The sequence below is a fragment of the Nocardia sp. BMG51109 genome (genome assembly GCF_000526215.1).
In the GTDB taxonomy this organism is placed as follows: Bacteria; Actinomycetota; Actinomycetes; order Mycobacteriales; family Mycobacteriaceae; genus Nocardia.
In genome coordinates, this window is sequence record NZ_JAFQ01000004.1 from 3,482,856 (window position 1) to 3,501,009 (window position 18,154).

An 18,154-nucleotide genomic window follows, 5' to 3' on the forward strand; every position below is an offset into this window, starting at 1 on the left:
TATGCCCTCGGAGACCGTGCTGCGCGACGATCTCGATGCCGAGGTGGTGGTGAAATACCCGGTGGGCCGGGTGGTTTCGCTGGTGCCGTCGTTGACCGAGGCGATCGCGGCGACCTGCCCACAGCTGCTGGTCGCGGCCACCGAATGGTGCACGCATCCGCAGGATCTCGGGGTCGAGCGGGTGCGGGGGACGAAGAATCCGAATGTGCGGCGCATCGCCGAGCTGGCACCCGACCTGGTGGTGTGCAATCAGGAGGAGAACCGGAAGATCGACGTGGATCGCCTGCGTGCCGCGGGAATTCCGGTGTGGGTCACCAGGATACGGACCGTGGACGAGGCGCTGTCCTCGATGGCGAGGTTGTTCGAGGTCGCGCTGGGCACCGGCCGGCCGCGGTGGCTGGACGAAGCAGGGGTCGTCTGGGCCGAGCCCGCGCCGGAACCGGTGCGCGGCGCGGTGATCCCGGTCTGGCGCGATCCGTGGATGGTGGTCGGGCGGGACACCTTCACCGGTGATCTGGCGCATCGGCTCGGGCTGCGCCTGGCGCACGCCGATCGCCCCGAACGGTATCCGACGGTGCCCGAACCCGAGTTGTTGCGCGGCGTCGAGCTGGCGGTGCTCCCGGACGAGCCCTACGTGTTCACCGAAAGCGATGGGCCCGAAGCCTTTCCGGGCATTCCGATCGCCCTGGTCTCGGGCCGGAACCTGACCTGGTACGGCCCGTCGTTGGTCACCGCCCGGATCGAGCTGGCCGATCAGCTGGCGCGCGCCGCCCTCTCCTGAGTCGCCGCCCGTTCGAACCGGTAATCGCCGAGATCGAAATGACCGGCGCGCCAAGCGGCTTCGACGGTGCTCATCGGCCGCAGCGGCACATCGCCGTTCTTGTCGAAGTAGTAGCTGTTCGACCGGACGCAGCTGTCCTGCCAGAACACCTGCCCGGCACGCCGATTCAGCATCTCGCGGAAGTATCGGTCGTTGGCCTCGCGGGTCACCTCGACGCGGGTGGCCCGCCGGCGCCGGGCATGGCGGAGCAACCGCAGGATGTGCCGGGTCTGCATCTCGATGAGCGCGAAGTACGACGAGCCGTTGTAGCCGTAGGGGCCGATGATGGAGAAGAAGTTCGGGAAGCCCGGCACGCTGACGCCCTCGTAGGCCTGCAGGCGGTTCTCGTCCCACCATTTCTCCAGGTCCAGGCCGTCGACGCCGTGCAGCGGGAAGGTGGGCATATTGCCCGACTCCATCACCTTGAAACCGGTGGCCAGGATCAGCACGTCCGCCGCGTGCTCGGTGCCGCCGGCGGTGCGCACGCCGGTCGGGGTGACCTCGGCGATCGGGTCGGTCTCCAGGATCACGTCGTCGCGGTTGAACGTGGCCAGATAGTCGTTGGAGAACCCGGGACGCTTGCAGCCCAGCGCATAGCGCGGCGTGAGCTTCTCCCGGATCACCGGGTCGTGGACCTGTTTGCGCAGGTGCGCCAGCCCGGAACGCTCACCGAGCTTGGCCAGCGGCAGCTTCGAGTAGTAGTGCGCCGACAGCGGGAAGGTCAGCTCGACGAAGGCCTGGCTGGCCAGCCGCGACACCGCATGCCCGCCGGGCAGGTGGCGCAGCGCCCATCGCACCGAGGCGGGCAGCGTCGTGTCCGGGCGCGGCAGGCACCAGATCGGCGTGCGCTGGAACACCACCAGCCGGTCCACCTCCGGCGCGATCGACGGAATCACCTGCACGGCGGACGCTCCCGTGCCGACGATCGCGACCCGCTTGCCGCGCAGGTCCTGGGAGTGATCCCAGCGCGAGGTGTGCATGGTGACGCCGCCGAACGACTCCACGCCGGGGATCTCGGGCAGCTTCGGGCGCGTGAGCACGCCGGTCGCCGCGACGACGTACCGCGCGGTGAGCGTCTCGCCGTCGTCGGTCCGCAGTCGCCAGAGGTCCTGTCCGGCATCGAATTCCGCCTCCGAGATCGTGGTGCCGAACCGGATGCGCGGGCGCAGCCCGTACTTGTCGACGCAGCGTTCGGCGTAGGCCTTCAGCTCCCGGCCCGGGGCGTAGACCCGCGACCAGTCCGAGCTCTGCTCGAACGAAAACTGATAGCTGAACGACGGAATATCCACGGCGATACCGGGATACGTATTCCAGTGCCAGGTGCCCCCGGCGCCGTCGGCGTCGTCGACGATCAGGAAGTCGTCGAATCCCGCCGCCCGCAGCGCGATGGCCACGCCGATACCGGAGAACCCGGCGCCGACGATGATCACCTCGTGATCGGCGACGGTCGCGTCGGGATGTGCGAACGTCATTGTCCGGCCTCCTCGAATGTCCTGGCGCGCGCCGCGCGCCCGCCGCGGCGGCTCGGTTCCCGCGCGAACGCCCGCCCGATGGCGCTGCCCACCGCGTCCGCCCGGCCGGTCCGGCGCTCACCGTCGGAGGGGCCGAGTCGGTTGCAGGGGCCGAGCCGGTTGCAGGGGCCGAGCCGGTTGCAGGGGCCGAGCCGGTCGAAGGGGCCGAGCCGCATGAGAACTCCCGAGCCGTATTGGGGGCCCGGCCGGGACGAGGCAAGTGGTGTCGCATGCCGTCATTGGCCGCACCCGCCACCAATTAGGCGCCCGGCAGGGCAGAATGTCAACCATGACCGCGCGCGGATCGTCGGCCTCGCCCCGGACCACCACCCGCACCTGGGGCGGGCGGACGCCCGAGCAGCGCCGGGCCGAGCGCCGCGAGCGCCTGATCGAGGCGGCGCTGCGCATCTGGCTCGACAGCGGCTGGGCGGCGGTCACCATGCGCGGCGTCTGCGGCCGGGCCGGGCTCAACGATCGGTACTTCTACGAGCATTTCGCCGACCGGGACGCACTGCTGGCCGCCGGATGGGACGAGGTCTGTCTCGAGGTGTTCGGCGAACTCTCGGCGGTCGTCGCCGAAAACCTCGGGCGCGCACCGCTGGACATCCTGCGCGCGGCGATTGCCCGTGCGGTGCAACTCCAGTCGGGCGGCCATGCGCGAATCCTGCTGGCCGACCACGCGGGCAGCGCCATCCTCGAGGAGCGCCGCGCCAAGATGCTCACCGACGCCACCGACCTGCTCATCGCCGCCGCCCGCCCGTACCTGCGCCCCGGCGTGGACGAAACCTCGTTCCGGATGAGCACCCTGATGGGCATCGGCGGCTTCGTGGAACTGCTCGCGGTGTGGCGTGCCGGTGCGATCGACGTCGACGCGGCGCGCATCATCGATCACACCGGTGCGCACGCTGCCCTGCTGTCGGCCCACTACCTGCCTGCCGAGATCATCGACCGCTAGTCCTGCGCCGGATCGCCGCCGGCTTCAGGTCAGGAGTTCGGCGTCGATCCCGTACACCCGCTGGGCATTGCCGCGGAACACCTGCTGGAGTTCCGCGGCGCCGCCGCCTCGTTCGGTGAGCACCTCGACGATCACCTGGGCGCTGTTGGCGATGCTCGTAATCGGTTTGTCCACCGGGTAATTCGAGCCCCACATCAGCCGCTGGGTACCGAAGACGTCGAAGACGTGCCGCAGCAGCGGAGCCGTCCGGTCCAGTAGCTCCGGGACCGGAGTCGGGACGCCGCGCTTCGGGACCGGGTGACCGAGAATCGGCATGCCCAGCCCGGTGAGCTTGGCGACGACATTGGGATGCGTTGCGAGCGTGGCGATATCGTCGCGCCACTGGACGAACAGCTCGCGCCGCCGCCCGGGATGGATGCCGGTGTACCTGCCGACCGGCCCGAATATCCCTGCGGGCGTGCCCAAGTGGTTGAGCACGAGGGTGACCTCCGGATAGCGCCGCGCCAGCGCCGTCACGTCCGGCAGCTGATCGGAGTACACCCACGCCTCGAACGACAACCCACGCTCGGCGAGCGTCGCGAATCCGTCCAGGAACGCCTTCTCGGTCAGCGCGCCCGGGGAGGTGCAGAACGAGCGCACGTCGGGGTCGGGATGATGGGTGACCATCGTGCGGATGCCCCGGAACAGCGGCGATGCCGACCGGTGCGCGTCGAGCAGCGCGGCGAAGCCCTCGGCCGCCGGATCCGCGCTGCCGATGATCGCCCCCAGCGCGGGGGTGTCGACGCCCAGCGGCAGGCTCGCCACCCACCGCGTCTCGTCGGCCTTGGCCTCGGGCGCTTCCCCCGCCCACTGCACCTCCATGTGCACCAGCGCCTCGACCGGGACCTCGCCCAGGTCGGTGCGGTAGTCGGCGGGCAGGTAGGGGCGGACGTAGATATCGGGATCGCCGACGAACTCGCGATCGCGCCGCGACGCCAGCCGCGCGACGAGATCGACCGGCACCGGGATATAGCGGAACGCCCTGGCCAGCGTGCTGAAGTCGCGCGGCGTCCGCAGCGGATCCCACTGGTGGACGTGCGCGTCGACGACGCTCATACCCGCGAGATCCATGCCGCCCCTTCCGCCTCGGCTACCCGTGCGACCAGGCGATTGTCACATGATCCGGGCGCCGGACGCGGGAGTTCGGCGGGTTTCACACAGTGCGGCGATACTGGCCGCCGACGGCGAAGAAGGCGTCGGTGATCTGCTGTAGCGAGCAGACCCGGGCGGCGTCCATCAGCACCTCGAAGACGTTGTCGTCGCCGCGGGCGGCCGCGTCCAGCCGGGCCAGGGCGTCGTGCGCCGCATCGCGGTGCCCGCTCCGATAGTCGTGGGTGCGCCGCAGCTGCGACTGCTTCTCCTGCTCGGTACCGCGCGCCAGCTCCAGCTCCCGATGCTCCTCGCCGTGCGGGTTGCGGAAGGTGTTGACGCCGATGATCGGCAGGCTGCCGTCGTGCTTGCGGTGCTCGTAGAGCATCGACTCGTCCTGGATCTTGCCGCGCTGGTAGCCCGTCTCCATGGCGCCGAGCACGCCGCCGCGCTCGCTGATCCGCTCGAACTCGCTCAGCACCGCCTCCTCCACGAGATCGGTGAGCTCGTCGATGATGAAGCTGCCCTGCAGCGGATTCTCGTTCATCGCCAGGCCCCACTCCTTGTTGATGATCAACTGGATGGCCAGGGCGCGGCGCACCGACTCCTCGGTGGGCGTGGTGACGGCCTCGTCGTAGGCGTTGGTGTGCAGGCTGTTGCAGTTGTCGTAGAGCGCGATGAGCGCCTGCAGCGTGGTGCGAATGTCGTTGAAGCTCATCTCCTGTGCGTGCAGCGAGCGCCCGGAGGTCTGCACGTGGTACTTCAGTTTCTGCGACCGCTCGTTGGCGCCGTACTTGTCGCGCATGGCGACGGCCCAGATGCGCCGGGCCACCCGGCCGATCACCGAATACTCCGGATCCATGCCGTTGGAGAAGAAGAACGACAGGTTGGGCGCGAACTCGTCGATATGCATGCCGCGCGCCAGATACGCCTCCACATAGGTGAATCCGTTGGCGAGCGTGAAGGCCAGCTGGCTGATCGGGTTCGCGCCGGCCTCGGCGATGTGATAGCCGGAGATCGACACCGAGTAGAAGTTGCGAACACCGTTGCGCACGAACCATTCCTGGATGTCGGCCATCATGCGCAGGCTGAACTCGGTGGAGAAGATGCAGGTGTTCTGCCCCTGATCCTCCTTGAGGATGTCGGCCTGCACGGTGCCGCGCACGGTGGACAGCGTCCGCGCGCGAAGGTCGGCGGCCTCCGCCGCGCTGGGCGCACGCCCCTCCGACTCCGAGAACCGTTCCAGCGCTTGATCTATCGCGGTGTTCAGGAAGAACGCCAGAATGGTCGGCGCCGGGCCGTTGATGGTCATCGACACCGACGTGGTGGGCGCGGCGAGGTCGAAGCCGTCGTAGAGCACCTTCATATCGTCGAGCGTGGCGATGGAAACGCCGGAGGTGCCGACCTTTCCGTAGATATCGGGCCGCTCGGCCGGGTCGTGTCCGTAGAGGGTCACCGAATCGAACGCCGTGGACAGCCGTTTCGCGTCCGAGTACTCGGACAGCACCTTGAACCGGCGGTTGGTGCGGAACGGATCGCCCTCGCCCGCGAACATCCGTGCCGGATCCTCGTTGTCGCGCTTGAACGCGAACACGCCCGCGGTGAACGGGAATTTGCCGGGCAGATTCTCCGAGCGCAGGAACCGCAGCAGCTCACCGTGATCGGTGTAGCGCGGCAGGGCGACGCGGGGGATCGAACTGCCCGACAGCGATGTTCGGCGCAGCGCGGTGTGCAGCTCCCGGTCGCGCACCCGGACCACCTGCTCGTCGCCGCTGTAGGACTCGACCACCTCCGGCCATTCCTTCAGCAGGCCGGCGCTTTCCGGGCTCAGCTCGGCCCGGGCGCGCTGCAACAGCTCCGCCACGGCGGTGTCGTCGGGCAGCTCGCCGGCCACCTGCTCGAAGCGCTGAACCCGTTGTGCCGCAAGGATCTGCCGCGCGGTCTCGGTGTGGTAGCCGCGCACCGTCTCGGCGATCTCCGCCAGGTACCGCACCCGCGCCGGCGGGATCACCTGGGCGAACCGGGTCGATGCCCGGGTGCTCACGCGCGGCAGCACACCCGGTTCCAGCACCAGGCCACGCTCCCGCAGCATATTCGCCAGATGCTGGTAGAGCGCGGTCACGCCGTCGTCGTTGAATGTCGCCGCGCTGGTACCGAATACGGGCATATCGTCGGGCGTGGCACCGAACGCCTCCCGATTGCGGACCAGCTGTCGCGACACATCGCGCAGCGCGTCGGCGGCCCCGCGGCGCTCGTACTTGTTGATCGCCACGACATCGGCGTAGTCGAGCATGTCGATCTTCTCCAGCTGCGACGCCGCCCCGAACTCCGGCGTCATCACGTACATCGACGCGTCGACGTGGTCGATGATCGCCGCATCGCCCTGGCCGATGCCCGGGGTCTCCAGGATCACCAGGTCGTATCCGGCGGCCTTGCAGGCCAGGATCATCGCGTCGACATTGGCCGGCAACTCGCGCCCGGCGCGGGTGGCCAGTGAGCGGAAGTAGATGTGGTCGCTGTCCAGCGCGTTCATCCGGATCCGGTCGCCCAGCAGCGCGCCGCCCCCGCGCCGCCGCGTCGGATCCACCGCCAGGATCGCCACGCGCAGCTTGTCCTGCTGATCCGAGCGCAGCCGCCGCACGAGTTCGTCGGTCAGCGAGGACTTTCCGGAGCCGCCGGTGCCGGTGATGCCGAGCACCGGCACCGTCCGGTTCTGCGCGGCGGCCGTGATCGCGTCCAGGTGTTCCGCGGGCAGCGCGTCCTGCTGCAGGCAGGTGAGAGTGCGCGCCAGCGCCGGACGCTCCCCGGACAGCAGCGCGTCGATCGGCGCCGGAGTCAGCGACAGATCGACGTCGCAGTCCCGGACCAGTTCGTTGATCATGCCCGGCAGGCCCAGCCGCTGCCCGTCCTCGGGGGAGAAGATCCGCACCCCGGACTCGGCCAGGCGCTTGATCTCCTCGTCGACGATCACGCCGCCGCCACCGCCGAAGATCCGCACGTGGCCCGCGCCGGCCTCGCGCAGCGCCGACGCCAGGTATTCGAAGTACTCGACGTGCCCGCCCTGATACGAGCTGACCGCCACACCCTGGGCGTCCTCGGTCAGCACCGCGTCGACCACCTCGTGCACGGCCCGGTTGTGGCCGAGGTGGATCACCTCGGCGCCCTGCGACTGCAGAATCCGGCGCATGATGTTGATGGCCGCGTCATGCCCGTCGAACAGCGCCGCCGAGGTGACGAAGCGGACGGGATGCACGGGGGTGTGCAGAGCGGAGTTGTCGGGCATCTGGGGTCCTTTGACGAGTGCTTTGGCGGCCGATACTAGGACGTCCAAGTAATCCTACGGCGCGGAGGAGTCCGGCGCCAGATACTCGGGCAGACCCGTGCCGGTGATTTGCCGACGACAGTGCCGAAGTGTGGCATCGACCGCGTGCGGGGGCATCATCGTCTTCGGCTGTATCCGGTAATCAGCGTGTCTCTCGGGGTTCGCGGCCCGATGGCGGCGGCCCGACGACGGGCGATCTCGGTGGGCCGCACTTGCCCGCGGATTGCGATGATGCGCTCGGTGAATCCGGTCGCCCGGTGCGTGGTATTCGGCACACTCCGGGCTACGCACGAGAATTACTTGGACGTCCAACTATATGATGGTCGCATCGTCGGCGGGATCGATGCGTGGTGAGGAGTGGCTGATGAGTGACGAGGTTCTGATCGACAAGCGTGACGGGCTCGGCCTGATCACGCTGAATCGGCCGCGGGCCATCAACGCCCTCGACCATGCGATGGTGCTGGCCGTCCTGGCGGCACTGCGGCGGTGGGCCGGCGACGACGAGGTGCGCGCGGTGGTCGTGACGGGGGCCGGCGAGCGCGGGCTGTGCGCGGGCGGCGATATCGTCGCCATCCACGACGACGCGAAAACCGGTGCGGCGGGCGTAGATTCGCCGAGTGCTCGGTTCTGGCGCGACGAGTACATCCTGAACGCCGCCATCGGCCGCTTTCCGAAGCCGTACGTGGCCGTCATGGACGGCATCGTGATGGGCGGCGGCGTCGGGCTCTCGGGGCACGGTAGCCACCGCATCGTCACCGAGCGTTCCGAGGTCGGGATGCCCGAGACCGGCATCGGCTTCGTCCCGGATGTCGGCGGCGCCTATCTGCTGTCGCGCGCCCCGGGCGAGATCGGCACGCACGTCGCTCTCGCCACCGCCCGGATGAGCGCCGGCGACGCCCTCGCCGCCGGATTCGCCGACTACTACGTGCCCTCCGATCGGCTCGACGCGCTGCTGGAATCGCTGCGTACGGCCGACCCGGAGGTCGCGATCGCCAAGTTCGCCGAGAACGCACCGCCATCCGAGCTTGTCGCGCAACGGGATTGGATCGACGCCTGCTACGGCGCCGACACCGTCGAGGAGATCGTTGCCCGGTTGCGGGCGCACCCCTCCGCCGAGGCCGACGCCGCGGCCGAGCAGGTGCTGTCGAAATCGCCGGTGGCACTGAAGGTTACGCTGCGCGCGCTGCGCGATGCCCGCGCGGCCGGGAGCCTGGAGGACGTACTGAACGCCGATTACCGCGCCTCGGTCGCGGCGCTGTCCAGCCACGATCTGGTCGAGGGCATTCGCGCCCAGGTGGTCGACAAGGACCGCGATCCACGATGGCGGCCGGCCACTCTCGCCGAGGTCCCCGCCGAACTGGTCGACTCCTACTTCGCCGGACTGGGCGACCACGAACTGAATCTCGTTGCCCCGGTGGAGCGCTGAAGACGTGCCCGGGACGCCACTGAGCGCTTCCGCGCGGACGATGTGACTGAGCGCTTCCGCGCGGACACTGTCGGGCGCTCCCGTGCGCACATCGTCGGTTGGCTCCACGCAGATACCTATTGCGCGGCCATGCGCGGCTGCCGTTGTGCGGCACGGTGCGGCCGCCGTGGCGCGGCACGGTCGGCACTGGATCGGACGCGGGCCACGAGCTTGAAGAGGGCCGGGCACCCTCGGCTAATGTGGCCGGTGTCCGCAAGCGGTCGGCGCGGTCCCGGCCACCGAGGCCAGCTTGCGCACCACGGAGGGCCGGAGTTCACGCACCCGGTGTTCATGCCTACGGAAGGAGCCGACCCGTGACCGACTTCGAGACCATTCTGCTGGAGCGCAAGGGCCGCGTGGCCCTGCTCACCCTGAACCGGCCCAAGGCGCTCAACGCGCTGAACTCCCAGGTTCTGGTCGACATCACCGCCGCGCTCGACGAGCTGGAGGCCGACGAGAACATCGGCGCGGTCGTGCTCACCGGGTCGGAGAAGGCGTTCGCCGCCGGCGCCGACATCAAGGAGATGCAGGACAAGTCGTATATGGACATGTTCCTGGCCGACCACTTCTCCGGCTGGGACCGCCTGGCCGCCTTCCGCAAGCCGATCATCGCCGCGGTCGCCGGATACGCCCTGGGCGGCGGCTGCGAGCTGGCCATGATGTGCGACATCCTGCTCGCCGCCGACACCGCGAAATTCGGTCAGCCGGAGATCAAGCTGGGCATCATCCCCGGAATGGGCGGCTCCCAGCGGCTGACCCGCGCGGTCGGCAAGGCCAAGGCGATGGATCTGGTGCTGACCGGCCGCAATATCGGCGCCGAGGAGGCCGAGCGCGCCGGGCTGGTGTCCCGGATCGTGCCCGCGGCCGAGCTGGTGGCGACCGCCCTCGAGGTCGCCGAGACCATCGCGTCGATGTCGCTGCCGTCGGTCCTGATCGCCAAGGAGGCGGTGAACCGCTCCTACGAGACCACGCTGACCGAGGGCCTGCGCTTCGAGCGGCGGGTGTTCCACTCGCTGTTCGCCACCGAGGACCAGACCGAGGGGATGACGGCCTTCGTGGAGAAGCGGCCGCCGAACTTCACGAATCGCTGAGCGCACCGATCGCTGACCTCGCCGTTCGCTGAAACTACTTGTGCGGCATCGGTTTCGCGGAGGTCCCCGCGACCTCGACCGGGGACGGTGCGGTGCCGTGGGTGGTCGGCTGCGGGGCCTGCCGGTCGGCGGCCAGCAGACCGGCCACCGTGCCGCCGAGCGCCGCGGTGACGGCCAGCGCCGCGATCACCTTGCGCCGCGACACCGACCCGTCCGTCCCCATCGGCTTGACCGTGAACCGCACCCGGCGCGCCGACGGCATCTGCGTCGCCATCAGCACGGCGCCGCGGGCCGAGACGAACTCCGGCTCGGGGTCGTAGATCAGCGGAATATCGAGCAGCTGCGCCAGTGACTCGCGAATACCCGGGTTGCGGGTGCAGCCGCCCAGGAGGGCCATCGAATCGGCCGGCACGCCCGTCTCCTCGGTCAGCTGCCGCACGAACGACGCCGAATGGTGGATCCCGGCCGCCACCAGATCGCTGAAATCGCTGCGGGTGAACACCATTCGCGAATCGGTCAGCGGATCGTTCGCGGTCAGCACCGGGGTGGTGGTCAGCGCCTCCTTGTAGGCGCGGCTGGTCGGCTTGTCGATCATCACGCCGCCGTGTGCCATGCGCCAGCGCAGCAGCGCGTCGTGGCCGTCGCCGCCGAGCACGGTGCTGCGCTTGGCCGCCAGCAGGGCATCGGTGCGGCAATCGATCTCGGTGACGGTCAGGCCCGAGGCGCCCAGGTCGTAGAGGACCGCGGCGCCCTCCTCCGGCAGCTGACCGCTGAACCGCAGGTAGCGCAGCTGGGCCACCGGCTCGTCGACGATGGTGAGCCGGCTGCGCCCGGCCGTCTCCCGGATCGCGTCGGCGTGCACCGGGCTGCGCGAGGTGACGGCGATGCCGGTGATGAACTCGTCGCGGCGCTCGGCCGCCCGGCGCATCAGGCGGATGGCCTGGAAGACCGGCTCGTCGACGCCGCCGCCGGCGCGGCGCGGCACCGTGCAGCGGTCGATCGGGGGGAGGTGTGGCTGGTCGGAGTGCGTGAGCATCGCGCGTGCGCCCGCAGCGCCCACCGACACCCCCAGGACCAGCACCATGACTTCCATGGTGGACCTTTTACCGGTCGATGGGAAGACGGGGAACCGGAATGTCGCTGGGTGGATGCTGGCGGGTGGCGTGTCACCCCCATTGAGTCGGCGTGTCGCCGCTGTCGAAGTCACCGGACGCGCTCCGGAATTCGGCCAGCAGGCCGAGCAGCAACCGCAGGCGGTCGGGCGGCAAGCCCGGGTGGGCGAAGACCTTCTCGTTCAGCTCGACGGTTGCCTGGTCGACCAGCTTCCGGCCCGCGTCGGTGATCTCGATCAAGGTTGCCCGACGGTCGCTGGGGTGCGGTACGCGGCGCACCAGATGAGCCGCCTCCAGCCGGTCGACGGTATTGGTCACACTGGTCGGGTGCACCTGTAGCCGCGCGCTGGCCAGCGCCATCGGCAGCGATCCTCGCTTGCTGAAGCTCAGCAGCATGAGCAGCTCGTAGCGGGAGAAGGTCAGGCCCGACGGGCGCAGCGCCTCGTCCACCCGGGCCATCACGATCTGCTGAGCCCGGACCAGCGAGGTCACCGTGGCCATCCCGTCGGCGACGTCGCCCCAGCCGTGCTCGGTCCACTGGCGGTGCGCCTCCCCGATGGGATCCAGCGGCAGTGGGCGGGGTTCGGCCATGACGGTGAGTTTAGGGGGTACACAGGACCGTCCGGTGCGGTGCCGTCGGCTGAGGTTCCGATCATGATGAGGCAAAGCATCGGCAAATGTCGTCGCGCACCCGACCATGGGTGTCGAATGCGGGTGTGCCCGAGTGGCCAGGGGACGGTCTGCAAAACCGTGTACGCGGGTTCGATTCCCGCCACCCGCTCTATGTCACGACAGGCCCGAAAGGTCGCGTAGCACAACGTGGTTGCGGTCGGCGGCGGTGCCGAGCGTGTATTCCGGTTGCAGGCCCAGGTATTCGGCGCGGGTCCGGGTGCTCCAGCGGCGCGCGTCGGCGGTGCGGGTCTTGTAGAAGTTGGCCATGTAGCCGCCCTCGTACAGTCGGAGCAGGGTATAGCCGCCCGGATACTCCTTGACCGCGGCCACTTCCAGGAATTCCACGTTCAGCGGAAGGTCGGGGCGGGTGCGGCGGTTGCGGTGGGTGTGGCCGCTGTGGTGCAGGAAGACGCCGGGCGCGGAGCGGTACAGCTCCTGCAGCCGCGCCGCGTCGGGGCGGTTCAGCACGAAACCCGGTCCGGCGATATTGGATACGGCCGCGTCGAGGGTGACCGGATGGTGGCCGAAGACCAGGGTCGGACGGTCCGGATCGGCGCGCAGCACCTCGGCCACGCGGTCGAACTCGGCCGGGTCGATGCTGCCGCCCGCGCCGTCGAGTTCGGTGGTGTCCAGCCCCAGCAGGCGCAGCCCGCCCACCCGGTGTTCGAGCACATCGCCACGGGCGCCGAAGGATTCGCCCCAGCAGTCGCGGTGATCGGTGCCCGCCACCGGGGCGCATCCGGCGTAGTCGGCGCCGGTGTGCGGGCGGTCGTGATTACCGCGGACGGCGAACCAGTCCCGGCCCGCCGCGCCCCAGGCGTCGAGTTGCCTTCGGACGTCCCGGGTTTGGGCGGCGGTCGCCTCGGAGGTGAGGTCGCCGGCCAGGATCAGCTGGCCGGCCCCGCGGTCGGGGCGGCGCAGATCGTCGAGCAGGGCGGCCAGCATCACCTCCGGATACGGAGCCAGGCCCGGCTCCTGCGCGATTCCCGGCGGCAGTCCGGCCGCGACGAGACCGCTGATCTCCTCGCCGAAGTGCACGTCGTTGCTCAGCGCGACGGTGCGCAGCGGACGGCCCGGCGGCGGCACCAGGGTCGTGAATTCCCCGGTGGTCTCGGCTGTTCCGGGCGTACGGGTCACGACGTTGTTCGCGGGGGCCGCGCGCACCCCGTCCGACCATGCCTCGAAGCGGTAGGTGCGGCCGGGCTCCAGGCCGTCGATCTCGGCGTAGTGGTACGGCGTGCGCTGGGCGCCGTCCGGCAGGTGCGCCGCCGCCGGTTCTCGGGAATCCGCCGGGGCGAGCCGCACTTCCGTGCCCGCCGCCATGGGGACCGGGGCTCCGGCCGCGTCGAGTCCCAGCGTCGTCCAGGTCAGCGCGACCGAGGTGTCGGTGACGGTGACCACCTCGAGATCGGTGGCGATCAGCGAACCCGCTTGCGCGCGAGCCGGTCCCGAACGGTGCACGGCCAGCGCCGGCAGCGCCGCCGCCAGGCCGAGCGCGTGCAGCACCCGCCGCCGGTCCGGTCCGCAGCAGCTCATTCCGGCGTGCCTGCCCCTCTCGCCCCGGTCGTTCCGGCGCGCGTGTCCTTCTCGTGCTGGTCGTTCCGGCGTGCTCGAGGCCGGAATCCCACCGCCGATCCCATACTCGCAGCGACCGTAGCAGGGCCTACCGGTTCTCGGCCGCGCAGACCTTCCAGTCGCCGTCCTCCTTGCGCAGGAACTCGGGCGCGCTGTCGATGACGCCGAGACCGGGTGCGAGCGTGCTCTCCTCGGCCATCGTGCCGTGCACCGTCGCGGTCGCCCGGTCGCCGTCGATCAGGATGTGGTCGATGGCATCGATGCGGACCGGCATCGTCTCGTCCGCGATCATCGAGCGCTGATCCCCCGGCAGTGCGGCGTATTCCGCGCGGTCCGCGTGGCAGGACTTGGCCATCGCGGCGTCGACGCCGTCGGCGGCGATGGTGTCGTAGAAGTCCCGGACGGCGAGTTCGACCTTCTGCTCGTCGGAGGCGGCCGCGCCCCGTCCGATCAGCAGCGCGGCCGTGGCGACGCTGCCGCCGAGGGCCGCCAGCACCAGCACCAGCGGAAGTACGATCCGGCCGATGCGGCGCCTGGGCGGCGGTGCGCCGGGATACGGCTGCTGCGCCGTGCCGGGGTACGGCTGCTGCGATGCGCCCGGGTACGGCTGTGGCGATGTGCCTGGGTGCTGCTCTGCCGGGGCGAGCGGCGGATACCCTTCCGGCGGGTAATAACTCGGCGGCTGCGGCGGCGCGTAACCGAGCGGCGGTTGCGGGCCGGGTAGCGGTCCGGGGGGTTGCTCGCCGGATGGATAGGTCATCGCGCTCCCCTCGTGTGCCCACCGGTTCGTGTGCAGAGTACGGCAATTCGGTCCCGGACAACGGGTCGCCCCACCGCACCGCCGGGTTGCGGGGTAGGTTCCTCAGTCGGCCCTCGTAGCAGGGAAAAGTCTCGAAAGGACGGTCATGACGGCGGCCCGACGGAAACTTGTCACCGGTGCGCTGGCGGTGCTCGCGGTCCTGATGTCGACCACGGCCTGTGGCGATTCGCCCGCCGGCGCGAACGAGATCCTGGTCTACAACGCCGAGCACGAACAGCTGGCCAGGGAATGGGTGGACGCGTTCACCAGGGAAACCGGTATCCGGGTCACCCTTCGCAACGGCGGCGACACCGATCTGGCCGATCAGGTCGTCGCCGAGGCCGAGAAGTCCCCGGCCGATGTCCTGCTCACGGCGAACTCCACGGCCCTGGCGCCGGTGGTGCACGCCGGCCTGTTCGCCGATATCGATCCGGCCACGCGGGCCCAGGTTCCCGAGCAGTACGGCCCGTCGACCGGCACGTGGATCGGAATCGCGGCACGCTCAACGGCTTTCGTCTACAACAGGGACGAGCTGCCGGCCGACCGGCTGCCCGCCTCGCTGCTGGATCTGCAGCAGCCGCAGTGGCAGGGCCGCTGGACGGTCGACCCCTCGGGCGCGGACTTCCAGGCCACCGTGGCCGGCCTGCTGGCGTTGCGGGGTGAGGACGTCACGCGGGCGTGGCTGCGCGGCATGAAGGCGAACGCCGCCTCGGCGCCGGACAGCATCGCCTCGCTGCGCGTCGTCGACAGCGGCCGGATCGCGGGCGGCCTGATCGAACACGACTACTGGTACCGCGACCAGGCCGGGCCCGGGGTGAACAGCGGCAACACCGCGCTGCACTATTTCCGGAACCAGGATCCGGGGGCGTTCGTGTCGATTTCCGGTGCGGGCGTGCTGAAGTCGAGTAAGAGGTCCGAGGCGGCGCAGAGCTTCGTCCGATTCCTCACCGGCCGAACCGCTCAGCAGATAGTGCGGGACGGCATGTCCATGGAATACCCGATCGCCGCCGGCGTCCCCGCCCACCCGGCCCTCCCGCCCCTGGACACCCTCCAGCCCCCGCGAGTCGACCCGGCCCGGCTGGATGCCGAGAAGGCCACCCAGCTCATCACCGAGGCCGGGCTGCTGTAGCCGTTTCCGTCCGGTCGAGCGGCACCCGGACTGTCTCGCACGTCACGCCAGTGGTTGTGTGGCACAGCCGGTCGGACCGTCGGCGTTACGTCAATCGGTAGCGGTAGCGGCTGGTGGGCACCACATCGATGTCGCGGTCGGCGCCGAAAGCGCTGATGCTGGACAGCATTCGGGCGACGCGGCGCTGGAGTTCGGCGTCGTCGCCGGCGCTGCCCCAGAAGGCGTGCTGGTCGGTCATGGCGGCCATCGGGAACAGCTCCTCGACGAGGCCGTCCACTCGCGCGCCGGGGGTGAGCGCGGCGGTGACGGCGTTCTGCACGTAGCCGATGGTGGCCTGGGTGTCGATGGCCACCTGGGTGTGGGTGTCGTGCCAGTAGCGCAACCACTGGTCGCGGGTCTGATCGGCCGGAACCCGCAGCAGCGCCACGTTTGCCAGCGCCTCGTGGCGAGCGCCGTTCTCGGCCGGGGGAGGAGGCAGCGGAACGCGCTCGTCGACGATCCAGCCGTCGACCCGATCGGCCACCGTCGCCAGCGCCTCGGTGACCGGCCCGTTCGCGCCGTCGGTCCAGACGCCGACGATCGCCGCGATCGGCTCCTCGTAGGTCGACAGACGCAGCCGGGCGGCCGCAACATCGTCGTCACAGATGTTGAGCTGCAAAGTCTCCGCCCCGGCGGCGGACAGCCGGGCGTGCAGCGTCGGCGCGTGCAGGGCCTTGTCCAGGCCCGAACCCCACAGGGCGTACATCACTTTGGTCACGGTTGCTCCTGGATCGTCGGCAGCGCCCACGCTAGCGTCGGCGCCGCGCCACCGCCCGAGATTTCGGCCGCCGATCCCACCGCCCGAGATTTGGGCCGTCGATCCCGCTGCACGGGACGGCGGCCCCGCCGGGCCGGGCGGTGGTCCTGCCGTCATCCCGGCGTGCGCGCCGTCCCTCGTCGTATCCGGTGCGCGGCCGGCGACTTTCGGGCGTGTGCGGCCGGAATCCCGCGACCGGTGGGATCCCGGCCACGAATACGCCGGGACAGGGGTGGAGGAGGGCAGCGTCGGGTGAGTGCGACGCGGCGCCCTCGGCCGTCGCTGCGGTCGTTCCCGTCAGTAGGCGCGCCCGAAGATCACCCGCTTGCCGTATGCCGACGGCGCACCGCAGCGAACGCACGCACCGGCTTCCTCGTCGCCGTCCAGCGGAATGCAGCGCGGGGTGGCGGCGGTGACGGACTGGATCTCCTCCTCGCAGGCGGAGGTGCCGCAGTGCAGCGTCAGCGCCCATCCGGTGGCTACCGCGTCGGCGAACTCGGCCCAGGTGTCGGCCGCGCGAGAGTGGTTGTCGCGGAATGCCGTTGCCCGGGCGAGCAGGAAATCGTGGAAATCGTCCAGGAGCGGCGGCAGCGCCTCGGGCAGCGAGTCGATCGGGACGGCCTGCTTGCCGTCGCCACCCAGGCGCCGGACCAGCACGGCCGTGCCGGCCGCCAGATCCCGGGGCCCGAGTTCGAGCCGGATCGGGACGCCCCGCAACTCCCATTCGTTGTACTTGAATCCGGGGCTGAGCTGCGGGCGGGAATCCACGTGGGTCCGCACGCCCGCATCGCGCAGGCGCCGGGCCAGATCCTCGGCGGCTTCCTCGACGGCAGCATCGCCGCCGCGCGTGATCGGCACGATCACCACCTGATGCGGGGCCAGCCGCGGCGGGAGGACGAGCCCCTTGTCGTCGCCGTGGGTCATGATGACGCCGCCGATCAGCCGCGTGCTCATGCCCCAGGATGTGGTGTGGCACAACTCGTCTCGGCCCGTTTCGCCGGTGTAGCGGATGTCGAAGGCCCGGGCGAAGTTGGTGCCCATGTAGTGCGAGGTGCCCGACTGCAGCGCCCGGCCGTCGCGCATCATGCCCTCGATCGTGAAGGTCGCGACCGCACCCGCGAAGCGTTCGCCCGGCGTCTTCTCGCCCGCAACGACCGGCATGGCGGCGAGGTCCCGCGCGACTTCGCGATAGATGTCGAGGGCGAGCATGGTCTCGTGCCGGGCACCGGCCTCGCCGGCGTGCGCCGTGTGACCCTCCTGCCACAGGAATTCGGTGGTGCGCAAGAACATTCGCGGCCGCAGCTCCCACCGCACCACATTGCTCCACTGGTTCAGCAGCAGCGGGAGATCCCGGTGCGAGCCGATCCACTTGGCCATCATCCGGCCGATGATCGTTTCCGAGGTCGGCCGCACCACCAGCGCCTCGTCGAGTTTCTTGCCGCCGGCATGGGTGACCACGGCCAGTTCGGGGGAGAAGCCCTCGATGTGCTCGGCCTCGCGGCCGAGGTAGCTCTCCGGGATCAGCAGCGGAAAGTAGGCGTTCTCGTGGCCGGTGTCCTTGATGCGCCGGTCGAGTTCGGATTGCAACTGTTCCCACAACCGATACCCGTACGGTCGAATGACCATGGTGCCCTTGGCCGGACCCCGGTCGACGAGGCCGGCCTTGAAGACCACCTCGTTGTACCAGGCAGCGAAGTCCTCACTCTGTGCGGTCACACCGCGCTCGTCCTGTGCCATGGGCAGCGAGAGTACTGGGCGACCCCGGTCGACGGCCCGGCA

15 protein-coding genes and 1 tRNA gene are annotated in these 18,154 nt (G+C 70.0%); 6 read left to right on the forward strand and 10 right to left on the reverse strand.

Features of this window, described 5'->3' with window-relative positions; all coding sequences use genetic code 11:
• The first annotated feature begins 1 nt into the window (after position 1).
• On the forward strand, positions 2–781 hold the full coding sequence (locus D892_RS0117340) for a helical backbone metal receptor (protein ID WP_024802460.1): 780 nt from the start codon (positions 2–4) through the stop codon (positions 779–781).
• On the opposite strand, the gene D892_RS0117345 is transcribed toward D892_RS0117340, so the two are convergent.
• The gene (locus D892_RS0117345) at positions 754–2,292 is read right to left on the reverse strand and encodes an NAD(P)/FAD-dependent oxidoreductase (protein WP_024802461.1); all 1,539 of its coding nucleotides are present in this window, start codon (positions 2,290–2,292) and stop codon (positions 754–756) included. The two genes, D892_RS0117340 and D892_RS0117345, sit on opposite strands and share 28 nt — an antisense overlap.
• Positions 2,289–2,507, reverse strand: a complete 219-nt coding sequence (locus D892_RS47740; protein WP_024802462.1) for a hypothetical protein — start codon at positions 2,505–2,507, stop codon at positions 2,289–2,291. The genes D892_RS0117345 and D892_RS47740 overlap by 4 nt, the downstream gene beginning before the upstream one ends.
• 113 nt (positions 2,508–2,620) lie before the next feature.
• On the opposite strand from D892_RS47740, the gene D892_RS0117355 reads away from it, so the two are divergent.
• Positions 2,621–3,286: a TetR/AcrR family transcriptional regulator gene (locus D892_RS0117355; RefSeq protein WP_024802463.1), complete on the forward strand. Its 666-nt coding sequence runs from the start codon at positions 2,621–2,623 to the stop codon at positions 3,284–3,286.
• Between the two features lie 24 nt (positions 3,287–3,310).
• Here the strand turns inward: D892_RS0117355 and D892_RS0117360 are convergent, their stop codons facing one another.
• Both D892_RS0117360 and icmF read right to left on the reverse strand, forming a co-directional pair.
• Positions 3,311–4,396 carry an amidohydrolase gene (locus D892_RS0117360; protein WP_024802464.1) on the reverse strand — a complete coding sequence of 362 codons (1,086 nt, stop codon included), beginning with the start codon at positions 4,394–4,396 and terminating at the stop codon, positions 3,311–3,313.
• A gap of 82 nt (positions 4,397–4,478) precedes the next feature.
• Complete coding sequence (icmF, locus tag D892_RS0117365; RefSeq protein WP_024802465.1) at positions 4,479–7,697, reverse strand: fused isobutyryl-CoA mutase/GTPase IcmF; 3,219 nt, start codon at positions 7,695–7,697, stop codon at positions 4,479–4,481.
• 403 nt (positions 7,698–8,100) lie between these two features.
• Here icmF and D892_RS0117370 point away from each other — a divergent pair, with 403 nt between their 5' ends.
• Both D892_RS0117370 and D892_RS0117375 read left to right on the forward strand, forming a co-directional pair.
• On the forward strand, positions 8,101–9,162 hold the full coding sequence (locus tag D892_RS0117370) for an enoyl-CoA hydratase/isomerase family protein (protein WP_024802466.1): 1,062 nt from the start codon (positions 8,101–8,103) through the stop codon (positions 9,160–9,162).
• Positions 9,163–9,515: 353 nt separating this feature from the next.
• Positions 9,516–10,292, forward strand: coding sequence for an enoyl-CoA hydratase (locus D892_RS0117375; protein ID WP_024802467.1), 777 nt, complete (start codon positions 9,516–9,518; stop codon positions 10,290–10,292).
• A gap of 34 nt (positions 10,293–10,326) precedes the next feature.
• On the opposite strand, the gene D892_RS0117380 is transcribed toward D892_RS0117375, so the two are convergent.
• Positions 10,327–11,385 carry a hypothetical protein gene (locus D892_RS0117380; protein WP_232236102.1) on the reverse strand — a complete coding sequence of 353 codons (1,059 nt, stop codon included), beginning with the start codon at positions 11,383–11,385 and terminating at the stop codon, positions 10,327–10,329.
• 73 nt (positions 11,386–11,458) lie between these two features.
• On the reverse strand, positions 11,459–11,995 hold the full coding sequence (locus D892_RS0117385) for a MarR family winged helix-turn-helix transcriptional regulator (protein WP_024802469.1): 537 nt from the start codon (positions 11,993–11,995) through the stop codon (positions 11,459–11,461).
• A 119-nt stretch (positions 11,996–12,114) separates the two neighbouring features.
• Here D892_RS0117385 and D892_RS0117390 point away from each other — a divergent pair.
• Positions 12,115–12,185, forward strand: a tRNA-Cys gene (locus D892_RS0117390).
• A 5-nt stretch (positions 12,186–12,190) separates the two neighbouring features.
• On the opposite strand, the gene D892_RS0117395 is transcribed toward D892_RS0117390, so the two are convergent.
• Together D892_RS0117395 and D892_RS44520 are read right to left on the reverse strand one after the other, a co-directional pair.
• The gene (locus D892_RS0117395) at positions 12,191–13,612 is read right to left on the reverse strand and encodes a metallophosphoesterase (protein ID WP_024802470.1); all 1,422 of its coding nucleotides are present in this window, start codon (positions 13,610–13,612) and stop codon (positions 12,191–12,193) included.
• 127 nt (positions 13,613–13,739) lie between these two features.
• Positions 13,740–14,411 (reverse strand): hypothetical protein, encoded by a 672-nt coding sequence (locus tag D892_RS44520; RefSeq protein ID WP_024802471.1) that lies wholly within the window; start codon positions 14,409–14,411, stop codon positions 13,740–13,742.
• A 145-nt stretch (positions 14,412–14,556) separates the two neighbouring features.
• On the opposite strand from D892_RS44520, the gene D892_RS0117405 reads away from it, so the two are divergent.
• Entirely contained in the window at positions 14,557–15,579 is a 1,023-nt protein-coding gene (locus D892_RS0117405; protein ID WP_024802472.1) for an extracellular solute-binding protein, read from the forward strand.
• 85 nt (positions 15,580–15,664) lie between these two features.
• On the opposite strand, the gene D892_RS0117410 is transcribed toward D892_RS0117405, so the two are convergent.
• Positions 15,665–16,336, reverse strand: coding sequence for an EthD domain-containing protein (locus D892_RS0117410; protein ID WP_024802473.1), 672 nt, complete (start codon positions 16,334–16,336; stop codon positions 15,665–15,667).
• A gap of 336 nt (positions 16,337–16,672) precedes the next feature.
• On the reverse strand, positions 16,673–18,112 hold the full coding sequence (gene proS / locus D892_RS0117415) for a proline--tRNA ligase (protein WP_024802474.1): 1,440 nt from the start codon (positions 18,110–18,112) through the stop codon (positions 16,673–16,675).
• Positions 18,113–18,154 lie beyond the last annotated feature (42 nt).

What these genes read in the sequence shown, in the direction of transcription:
- D892_RS0117340 (WP_024802460.1), top strand. Translation starts at nt 2, where the DNA reads ATGCCCTCGGAGACCGTGCTGCGCGACGATCTCGATGCCGAGGTGGTG.
- icmF (WP_024802465.1), bottom strand. Translation starts at nt 7,697, where the DNA reads ATGCCCGACAACTCCGCTCTGCACACCCCCGTGCATCCCGTCCGCTTC.
- D892_RS0117360 (WP_024802464.1), bottom strand. Translation starts at nt 4,396, where the DNA reads ATGGATCTCGCGGGTATGAGCGTCGTCGACGCGCACGTCCACCAGTGG.
- D892_RS0117405 (WP_024802472.1), top strand. Translation starts at nt 14,557, where the DNA reads ATGACGGCGGCCCGACGGAAACTTGTCACCGGTGCGCTGGCGGTGCTC.
- D892_RS0117385 (WP_024802469.1), bottom strand. Translation starts at nt 11,995, where the DNA reads ATGGCCGAACCCCGCCCACTGCCGCTGGATCCCATCGGGGAGGCGCAC.
- D892_RS0117355 (WP_024802463.1), top strand. Translation starts at nt 2,621, where the DNA reads ATGACCGCGCGCGGATCGTCGGCCTCGCCCCGGACCACCACCCGCACC.
- D892_RS47740 (WP_024802462.1), bottom strand. Translation starts at nt 2,507, where the DNA reads ATGCGGCTCGGCCCCTTCGACCGGCTCGGCCCCTGCAACCGGCTCGGC.
- D892_RS44520 (WP_024802471.1), bottom strand. Translation starts at nt 14,411, where the DNA reads ATGACCTATCCATCCGGCGAGCAACCCCCCGGACCGCTACCCGGCCCG.
- D892_RS0117370 (WP_024802466.1), top strand. Translation starts at nt 8,101, where the DNA reads ATGAGTGACGAGGTTCTGATCGACAAGCGTGACGGGCTCGGCCTGATC.
- D892_RS0117345 (WP_024802461.1), bottom strand. Translation starts at nt 2,292, where the DNA reads ATGACGTTCGCACATCCCGACGCGACCGTCGCCGATCACGAGGTGATC.
- D892_RS0117395 (WP_024802470.1), bottom strand. Translation starts at nt 13,612, where the DNA reads ATGAGCTGCTGCGGACCGGACCGGCGGCGGGTGCTGCACGCGCTCGGC.
- proS (WP_024802474.1), bottom strand. Translation starts at nt 18,112, where the DNA reads ATGGCACAGGACGAGCGCGGTGTGACCGCACAGAGTGAGGACTTCGCT.
- D892_RS0117380 (WP_232236102.1), bottom strand. Translation starts at nt 11,385, where the DNA reads ATGGAAGTCATGGTGCTGGTCCTGGGGGTGTCGGTGGGCGCTGCGGGC.